The sequence below is a fragment of the Streptomyces marokkonensis genome, from assembly GCF_039539045.1.
Taxonomy (GTDB): domain Bacteria; phylum Actinomycetota; class Actinomycetes; order Streptomycetales; family Streptomycetaceae; genus Streptomyces; species Streptomyces marokkonensis.
Genome location: NZ_BAABCQ010000094.1, coordinates 21837 through 30378 on the forward strand (window position 1 = coordinate 21837; position 8542 = coordinate 30378).

The following is an 8542-nucleotide window of genomic DNA, read 5'->3' on the forward strand; positions in this document are numbered from 1 at the left end:
GCGGCCCGTTTCCGCCGCCGGCTCACGACGCAGGGCCGGTCGTCGATCAGTGTCGCGGCACGGCGCGCTGTTCAGTACCCCTGTCCTCCCCCTAGGTCATCCCTATGTTTCTCCCGTACCGCGAAGGAAGAGTTCTCAGAACCCCGGTGGAACCTCCCGGCGCGGTGCATTTCCTTGGTTTCGCACATTTGGTGAAACCGCGGTACCCGCATTCCTCCAATGCGGCCGCACTGTTCGCCGTGAACAATGCGAAAGCCCGGCCGTCGTGGACGGCCGGGCCCCGCGGGCGGTGCGGTCAGTGGGTGGCGACCGCCGGACACAGAGCGAGCAGATCGGCGGGCTCGCGCAGCACGGCGTCGGGCTCGGCGGCCAACAGGGCGGCCGCGTCGCTCTCGCCCCACAGGGCCGCGACGGCCGTCACGCCGGCGCCGCGGGCGCTGGCCAGGTCGGTCACGGCGTCGCCGATCATCATTGCGCTGTGCGCCTCGGCGCCGAGCAGGTCGAGGGCGTGCAGCACGATGTCCGGTGCGGGCTTGGGGCGGTCGATCTCGTCGGAGCCGATGACGTGGTCGAACAGGTCGAGGACGCCGAGCTGCCGGAGCAGCGAACGGGCCCGGGGGCCGCTCTTGCCCGTGGCCACGGCGAGCCGGAAGCCTCGCTCGCGCAGGGTGCGCAGCAGCTCGGGAACCCCGTCGAACATGGGTACCAGGTGGGCCATGCGGTAGCTCTCGCGGACGAAGGGCTCCTCCATCTCCAGCGGAAGGTCCATGATCCGCATGATGTCGGGGAAGTAGCGGCCCAGGTGACGGTTGTACTCCTCGAACGGCGCCGGGCCCTCCCCCACGACCTCCGCGTAGGCGATCGAGAACGCCTTGCGCATCACCTCGGTGCTGTCCACGATGACCCCGTCGAGGTCGAAGACCACGATGCTCTTGGGGTGTTCCCGGACGGCGGTGGTCTCGGTCGGGGTGCCCTGGCTGAGGCCGGTGATGCGCGGGTCCATGCCGTGCTCCCTCGTTGTCGCGTGCCGCCGGGCGGCGCGTCCGCGGGCCGATGTGTAGAGGCGCTCGATGACACCGATGGTCCTGCGAGCCTCGGCGACGGCCCGCCCCCTGCTGTCCGGGTCCGCCAGCTCGGCCGGGAGCGCGTCGAGTTGCCGGTCGTACTCGGCGCCGATGGGGTCCTGTGCGACGGGCACCTCGGTGCTCTCTCCGTCGCGGGTGTGCGTGAGGGCCGATCCGTCGTGGCGGTTCGGGCTGAAGCCGAAGGTGCAGCGCAGTGTCGTGGTGCCCGCGCTGCCCTCCACGCGGATGAGCGTCAGGTCGCGCGGCTCGTGCGAAGCCCAGCTGGCGCGCAGCGAGACCGAGACACCGTCCTCCGTCACGAGGAATCCGCGCGCCGTGTCCTCGACATCGGCGGCCGCCTCCGGAGTGCCGTGGGGCTCCTCTTCGCCGCGCCAACGGGCCCGCGCGCTACCGCTGTTGACGAAGTCGCCGGAGACCGTGCCGGAGACCTTCTCGACCGCGGCGGCGCCGAGCAGCGGCGAGACGGTGTCGAGCAGATGCCAGCCGAGGTCCACCAGCGCGCCGCCGCCCGAGAGCTGGGCCTGGGTGAACCAGCCGCCCGCGTCCGGCACTCCGCGCGCCCTGACCCAGGACGCGTCGATGTGTCGGATGCGCCCCACGGAGCGGACGTGTTCGTACAGGGCGCCGATGTCGGCGCGGAACCGGGCCGCGCTGCCGGCCAGCAGGACTGCGCCCCCCTCGCGTTCGGCGGCGGCCAGCCGGTCCGCCTCCTCGGAGGCGATGCACACCGGCTTCTCCACGAAGACGGATATGCCCTTGGCCAGCAGCTTCTCCGCGATGTCGGCATGCAGGTGGTTGGGCACCGCGACGACCGCGAGGTCCACGGAGTCCGGGGCGAGCTCCACGACGTCCGTGTGCAGCGGGACCCCTTGGTACACGGGGCCTTCGGCTGCCGGGTCCACTACGGCGGTGACTTCGTAGGACGGGTGCCGGACGAGCCTGGGCAGCCAGATCGACCGGCCCGCCCAGCCGAGACCGACCACCACCGTGCGCACGGGCCTCCCGCTCGTCGGCACACCGGTCGGCCGCTCGCTCATGCCGCGGCCACGGTCTCGGCGATCACGGACGCGATGTCGTGCATCTGCTGTTCGGTACCGAGCAGGGTGCGGTGGTGCAGCCAGATGGAGTCCCGCGTCAGAGCCTCGGAGTTCGGGCACCGGCGGGCCAGCTCGTCCACCGAGAGGTCCGGGGCGCAGGTCTCCCAGAACCCGTCGCTGCGGTAGATGGCGCGGAAGCCGACGAAGGCCGGCAGGCCTCGTTCGACCAGGGCGTCCACCAGGGCGTTGCGCCGCTCCTCGCCGAGCTCGGGAACCCGGAACATGGCCATGTAGTGCGGATTGCGGTCGTTGCGCTCGTCCCTGGACTGCGGCACGACGCCCGGTACCTCGGCGAGCAGGCTCTCAAGGAGCGGCCACCGCTGCTCACGGGTGTCGATCTGGCCGGCCAGGCGGCCGAGTTGGGCGCGCAGCACCGACGCCGAGAACTCGTTCAGGCGGAAGTTCGACCCGGATGTGCCGTGGAAGTACCTGCGGTCGGTGCGCGGCCGACCGCAACTGTGCCGCAGGAACGCGGCCTCGTACTGCTCGGCGTCGGGGAAGAGTACCGCGCCGCCCTCGCCCGCGGTCATCAGCTTGCCGTTCTGGAAGCTGAAGGCGGCGATGGAGCCGAGCTCGCCGACCTTCTGGCCTCGCCACCGCGCGCCATGGGCGTGCGCGGCGTCCTGGATCAGCGGCACGCCGGAGTCGGCCGACAACTTCTGCAGGGCGTCCATGTCTGCGAAGTGCCCGGCCATGTGCACCGGCATGATGGCTCGGGTCCGGGGGGTGAGGGCCGACTCGACGGCAACCGGGTCGAGGCAGTAGGTGTCCAGGTCGACGTCGACGGGGACGGCGACGGCCCCCAGCCGCTGCGCCGCCTGCGACGACGAGATGAACGTGAAGGCGGGAACGATGACTTCGGTCCCCGGGCCGACTCCGAGCACCTGCAGCGCAAGCTCAAGAGCGTGCGTGCCGTTGGTCACCGCGAGCGCGTGAGGAGCGCCGTGGTACTCGGCGAACTCCCGCTCGAAGGTGTCGACCTCGCTCCCCCCGATGCGCCACCACTGGCCCTGTTCGAGCGCACGCTGCAGCCCCGTACGCTCGGTTTCGTCGAACTGGGGCCAGGCGGGAAATTCAAAAGTCTGCGGTGAACGACCGCTCATAGTCTCCACACTTCCTCACGGATTCACTTCACTGAGCCCGAAGCTACCGCAGGAAAGGAATCGCCCACCCCCCTCAATCACCCCCTAGAACCCCCCTCGACGAGAACTCGCGGCGCCAATCGACGACCCCGCCCAAAAGGCCCCCTGTTCTCCATTCGAGAGACAGGGGGAGGCAAGAATTCATAGGGGTTCCCAATTCTGCGCGCCGCCCTAGCATTTCAGGCGGGCGGCCGGCGCGCACCTCCCCGGACGCCCCGTCGAACGGCCCGGTCCGCGTCCCCCCGTCGCGGTCCGGGCCCTCCCCCTGCCACATCGTCGGCAGAGAGCACGTCAGCGTGGATCAGCGCACGCTTCCCCGCGGTTGCAACAGCACCGGCGGCAGCTCCGGAGCCGACAGCGGATCCCCGTCATACCTTTCATCGCCAACGCAGGGCCCCTCGCCCGTGACTTCCGCCGGCCGGCCCTGAAGACGGCCTTCGTCAAGGAGGTCGGGGCCGACCCCACCGCCGACGACATCGGGGCAAAAGCTTACGACGTCGCTCAACCGAAACGGTCACGTAACCTGTCCTCCGTCTGCTGTTCGGAGCCCAGCGCGGCCTGGCCGTGAAAGTCATCAATGATCTCCCGGAGCAGGCAGAAGCCACACTGCACGACTGGTTCTCCGTGGGGGCCATCCATCGAACATGATGTTGGACAGAACCCTCCCCCGCTTCGTCCCCAACGAAGCTGCCGCGCAGAAGCCCTCGTATACCGCCAGTCCCTGCTCTCCCGCCGGGCAGGGCCCGCGATCACCGATCGGGACTCCCGTTCGATCGACAGACTCCACGATCGATACGGCAACGACCTCGCGGAGGACGCTGCCGCAAGGGCCTGAATTACTGAACCGGAGCTTGACGCTCAATGCGCGGCGCCCCGTCCAAGGCCCGGACAACACGCTCGCGCCCTTCAGCCGGGAGACGCTCCAGCAGCCGGAGCATCTCCTCGACCTCGTCCCCAGCGTCTCCGACCGGCCTCACCGCTCCCCAGCGAGGTCGAGGTCCCCCTTGCTCGTCCCGGCCACGCCTTCGACGGTCCGGGGACGACGCCACGGGTGCGCGATCGGACCCGACACCGCCCGCCACCACGCCTCCACCGGCAGCTTCCCCGCCGGCTCGAACGGCTCGCCCGGCCGCGGGAAGGCCACCGCCTGCCCGACCTCCTCGGCCGCGTCCTTCGTCCACTCCCCCGGCTCCGCCCACGGATGCGGAGCCAGGTTGAACGTCCCCCAGTGGATCGGCAGCAGCACCCCGCCCGGACTGCCTCCCTGCAGGTCAAGGTGGGCCTGCACCCCCTGCGCAGGCGTCATGTGAATGTCCGGCCAGAACTCGGCGTACGCCCCGAGCTGGATCATCGTGGCGTCGAACGGGCCGTGGGTGGCGCCGATGTCCCGGAAGCCGTCGAAGTAGCCGGTGTCCCCGCTGTGGAAGACACGGTGCTCCGCACCGGCGACGACCCAGGACGCCCAGAGGGTGTGCTGGGTGCTGCGCAGCCCGCGCCCGCAGAAGTGGCGGGCCGGGGTGGCGGTCAGGGTGAGGCCGCCGACGCGTGTCGACTCGTGCCAGTCCAGCTCCCGCAGCCGATCGGCGCCGACACCCCAGTGTTCGAGGTGGGCGCCGACGCCGAGGGGCACGGCGAACAGGGTGTCCGTGCCGGCCAGCGCCACGATCGTGGGCATGTCCAGGTGGTCGTAGTGGTCGTGGGATATGACGACGACGTCGACCGGACCCAGGGCGGCCAGGGGCACCGGGACCGGATGCAGTCGCTTGGGCCCGGCGAAGGGGAACGGGGAGCAGCGCTCGCCCCACACGGGGTCGAAGAGCACCCGCTGTCCGTCGATCTCGGCGAGCACGCTGGAGTGGCCCATCCAGGTGACCCGCAGTCCGGTGGCGGGGGGCCGGGCGAGGTCGGCGAGGGTGGTGGCGTGCACGGGGACCGTGCCTCGCGGGGCACGGCTCAGCCGCGCCTGCCTGTCGAAGTAGATCTTGGCGAAGTCACGGGCCGATCCGGAGGGCCGGGTCCGGGCGGGGCCCCCGGGGTTCTGGAAGACACCGTCGTCGAAGTGTGGCGATCTGCGGATACGCGCCATGCGCTCACCGCTCGGGTCCGCGCCGAAGGCCGCGGGCCGCGGCACGACCGGCGCCGGACTCGGGGAACGGAAACGGGCCACGGTACCTCCAGGTGGAGTAGGTCAGGCTCTCATTGTCGTCTTGTCCGACGTCACCTCGAACGCCCGATGTCACATTCGAGTTCCCTCCGTCCGTCGTACCGGTGAGGGCGCCCCGGCCGGAGCGCCCGGAACACAACGGCACGACCGACGGACAGGAAGGTGGCCCTCATGGCCCGCGTATCCCTCACCCCGCCCCGGACGCTCCTCCTCCGCGTCATGGAGTGGTACTCCCGGCGCACCTACGGCAAGGTCCTCGACCCCGGCAAGGCGCTCGCCCACAACCCGCGCGTGCTCTGGACCGACCTGCGGTTCGAGCAGTCCGTGGCCAAATGGAACGGGCTGGACGCCGACCTGAAGGCGCTCGCCGTGATGGCCTCGGCGGCCTCGATCGGCTGCTCCTGGTGCATGGACTTCGGCTACTGGGAGAGCGCCGAGCGCGGCATGGACCGGCGCAAGCTCCACGATGTGCCGGTGTGGCGGGAGAGCGACGTCTACACGCCGCTGGAGCGGGACGTCATGGAGTACGCGGAGGCGGTGACTGCGACCCCGCCCACCGTCGGCGACGACCTCGCCGAGCGGCTGCGGACCCGGCTGGGCGACCCCGCGTTCGTGGAGCTGACGGCCATGGTCGCCGTTGAGAACCTGCGGTCCCGTATGAACGCGGCACTCGACCTCACCAGCCAGGGCTTCAAGGACTCCTGCGACCTGTCCGACATGGGGCGCACGGGCCCGGTCACCAACACGACGGACTGAGCCACCGGGGGCGGAAGCGATCGTCGTCGCACGTCGGGGCCCACGGAACCGGTCCTGGAGCGGGAGGCGTTGACGACGCCGCGCCACTGGGCCGCACCGCCCGGAGCCGACACCGCCCCACCGGCGCCCCGCACCCGCACCCCGCCGTCAGGCCACCGTCGAGATCCACGTCTTGATGTCGTCCGGCGACAAGGCCCCCTTGGCCGTCACGTGGTCCCCCGACGACTGACCGCGCAGCCGGCGTCCGATCCACGGCACCAGGTACTCGCGTGCCCAGTGCACGTCGTCCCGCCGCACGTCCAGGGTGCCGCGGGGCGGCAGCTGCGGCCAGGGCTGGTCCGGGTCGGCCGGGACCCGCAGGCCCAACACCTGGCCCGCGCGCAGCGCCACCCGTGTGTGCCCCTCGGGCGACAGGTGCAGCCGGTCGGCGTCCCACGCCCTGCGGTCCTGGACGCTCCGGAGCGACCACAGGTCGAGCACGGGGCAGCCGTAGCGGTCGGCGATGGCACGGACGTGCCCGTTGTACGTGGCGATCTTGCCGCGCAGATGCTTGAGGACGGGCACCCCACGGGTGTCGAAACCGGTCGTCACCAGGACGGTGCCGGCGGCCGCGGTCAGCGCCGCCACCGCCCGCTCGAACCGCTCCGCCACCTCGTCGGGATCGGTGCCGGGCCGGATGATGTCGTTGCCGCCCGCCGCGAAGGAGACCAGGTCCGGCGCGAGTGAGGCGACCCGCGGGACCTGCTCCACCACGATCTGGTCGAGCAGCCTGCCGCGCACGGCGAGGTTCGTGTACGCGAAGTCGCCCTCGGGGCGCCGGTCGGCGAGCAGGACGGCGAACCGGTCCGCCCAGCCGACGAACGCCCCATCGGGGCCGGGGTCGCCGACGCCCTCGGTGAAGCTGTCCCCCACAGCCACGTACGACCCGATCACTTCTCTGCTGTCATTCTTCGAATCGTCTGCCACGTCGGCCCATGATTCACCTTGGATTGTGACCTACGCGACCGTAGAAAGGGTTGACGGGCGGTGAGAAAGACCACGCCTAAAGTGTTCACCAATTCAGGAATACACCGAAGGCCGGACCCGGGGATCGGGGCCCGGCCTTCGGAGGCACGGAGGCTGTGTTCAGAGCGCTGTCGGAGGGGTCAGAGAGAGACGCCGTGCGAGCGCAGGTACGAGATCGGGTCCACGTCCGAACCGTAGTCCGGCGTGGTGCGGATCTCGAAGTGCAGGTGCGGACCGGTCACGTTGCCGGTCGCACCCGAGAGACCGACCTGCTGCCCCGCCGTCACCGACTGGCCGGCGGAGACGGAGAGCGAGGACAGGTGGGCGTACTGGGCGTAGTGGCCGTCGGCGAGCTGGATGACGACCTGGTTGCCGTACGCGCCGCCCCAGCCGGCGGAGACGACCGTGCCCGCGCCGACGGCCTTGAGCGAGGTGCCGGTCGGGACGACGAAGTCCGTGCCGGTGTGGTAGCCGCTGGACCACATGCTGCCGGTCTGGTGGTACGGGGTGCCGACGCTGCCGCCGGGCACGGGCGAGGCGAAGCCGTCGGCGGTGCCGGCGGACTGGGCGCTCGCCCCGGAGGAGTCCGAGGAGGTCTTCGCGGCGTCCGACGACTTCTCGGTCGACTCGGATTCCTCGGCGGACGGCTTCTGCGGCGCGGCGGGCTTCTCGGCCGCCGGCTTCTGGGACCCGGTGGCGGACGAGGGGGCCGACGACTCGGCGGCCTGCTCGCCGACCGAGAGCTTCAGGCCGGGGTGGATCATCGAGGGGTCCGCGCCGACGGCCTCGCGGTTGTCCGCGTACAGCTTCTTCCAGCCGCCGTCGACGTCCTGCTCGTCGGCGATCTTCGAGAGGTAGTCACCGCTCTTGACGGTGTACGTCCGCGAGTCCGAGTTCTTCTCGGCGCCACTGCCGGCGGCCTGCTTCGCAGCCGTCGGTATGGACTGCACGGCCTGCTCGGAAACGGACTGCGCGGGAGCGGCCTGGGCACCGGCGGCGCCCATCAGCGGGAGTGCGAGCGCCGCGCCACCGGTTCCGGCGACGGCGATGGTGCGGGTCAGGCGCATGGCCCTGGTACGGCGGTGCTTACCCTTCGCGGGCATGTCGTTTTCCTCTCCGGCGCCTGCGAGGTGAGCTGTCGGGTGCGGGCTGGAGATGCCCGGCCGCGCCGAGACGCGACTTGACCCCAAGCCGTTCCGGGAACCGGAACAGGCGGTTGTACCTGTGGGTCCCCCGCTCCTGCCGTGTACGGGTGGTGGATGAATGCGGGCTCCGGTCGGCGGCAGGATTAGG

The 8542-nt window shown here is 70.9% G+C and carries 6 protein-coding genes and 1 riboswitch; of the genes, 1 reads left to right on the plus strand and 5 read right to left on the minus strand.

All coding sequences use genetic code 11. The annotated features are described in order from the left end of the window. Positions 1–295: 295 nt before the first annotated feature. The 3 genes from ABEA26_RS22275 to ABEA26_RS22285 form a co-directional block, all read right to left on the minus strand. Complete coding sequence (locus tag ABEA26_RS22275; protein ID WP_345594790.1) at positions 296–2122, minus strand: HAD-IA family hydrolase; 1827 nt, start codon at positions 2120–2122, stop codon at positions 296–298. Next, positions 2119–3285 carry a DegT/DnrJ/EryC1/StrS family aminotransferase gene (locus ABEA26_RS22280; RefSeq protein ID WP_345594792.1) on the minus strand — a complete coding sequence of 389 codons (1167 nt, stop codon included), beginning with the start codon at positions 3283–3285 and terminating at the stop codon, positions 2119–2121. Before ABEA26_RS22280 ends, ABEA26_RS22275 begins: the two co-directional genes overlap by 4 nt. 1012 nt (positions 3286–4297) lie before the next feature. Continuing rightward, on the minus strand, positions 4298–5491 hold the full coding sequence (locus ABEA26_RS22285; protein ID WP_345594794.1) for an MBL fold metallo-hydrolase: 1194 nt from the start codon (positions 5489–5491) through the stop codon (positions 4298–4300). 168 nt (positions 5492–5659) lie between these two features. Between ABEA26_RS22285 and ABEA26_RS22290 the strand changes: the two genes are divergently transcribed. Beyond that, positions 5660–6244 carry a carboxymuconolactone decarboxylase family protein gene (locus ABEA26_RS22290; RefSeq protein ID WP_345594796.1) on the plus strand — a complete coding sequence of 195 codons (585 nt, stop codon included), beginning with the start codon at positions 5660–5662 and terminating at the stop codon, positions 6242–6244. A gap of 147 nt (positions 6245–6391) precedes the next feature. On the opposite strand, the gene ABEA26_RS22295 is transcribed toward ABEA26_RS22290, so the two are convergent. Both ABEA26_RS22295 and ABEA26_RS22300 read right to left on the minus strand, forming a co-directional pair. Continuing rightward, positions 6392–7177, minus strand: coding sequence for an SGNH/GDSL hydrolase family protein (locus tag ABEA26_RS22295; protein ID WP_345594800.1), 786 nt, complete (start codon positions 7175–7177; stop codon positions 6392–6394). 212 nt (positions 7178–7389) lie between these two features. After that, entirely contained in the window at positions 7390–8352 is a 963-nt protein-coding gene (locus tag ABEA26_RS22300) for a M23 family metallopeptidase (protein ID WP_345594798.1), read from the minus strand. A 2-nt stretch (positions 8353–8354) separates the two neighbouring features. Beyond that, positions 8355–8514, minus strand: a riboswitch (cyclic di-AMP (ydaO/yuaA leader). Positions 8515–8542 lie beyond the last annotated feature (28 nt).

What these genes read in the sequence shown, in the direction of transcription:
- ABEA26_RS22290 (WP_345594796.1), top strand. Translation starts at nt 5,660, where the DNA reads ATGGCCCGCGTATCCCTCACCCCGCCCCGGACGCTCCTCCTCCGCGTC.
- ABEA26_RS22300 (WP_345594798.1), bottom strand. Translation starts at nt 8,352, where the DNA reads ATGCCCGCGAAGGGTAAGCACCGCCGTACCAGGGCCATGCGCCTGACC.
- ABEA26_RS22275 (WP_345594790.1), bottom strand. Translation starts at nt 2,122, where the DNA reads ATGAGCGAGCGGCCGACCGGTGTGCCGACGAGCGGGAGGCCCGTGCGC.
- ABEA26_RS22280 (WP_345594792.1), bottom strand. Translation starts at nt 3,285, where the DNA reads ATGAGCGGTCGTTCACCGCAGACTTTTGAATTTCCCGCCTGGCCCCAG.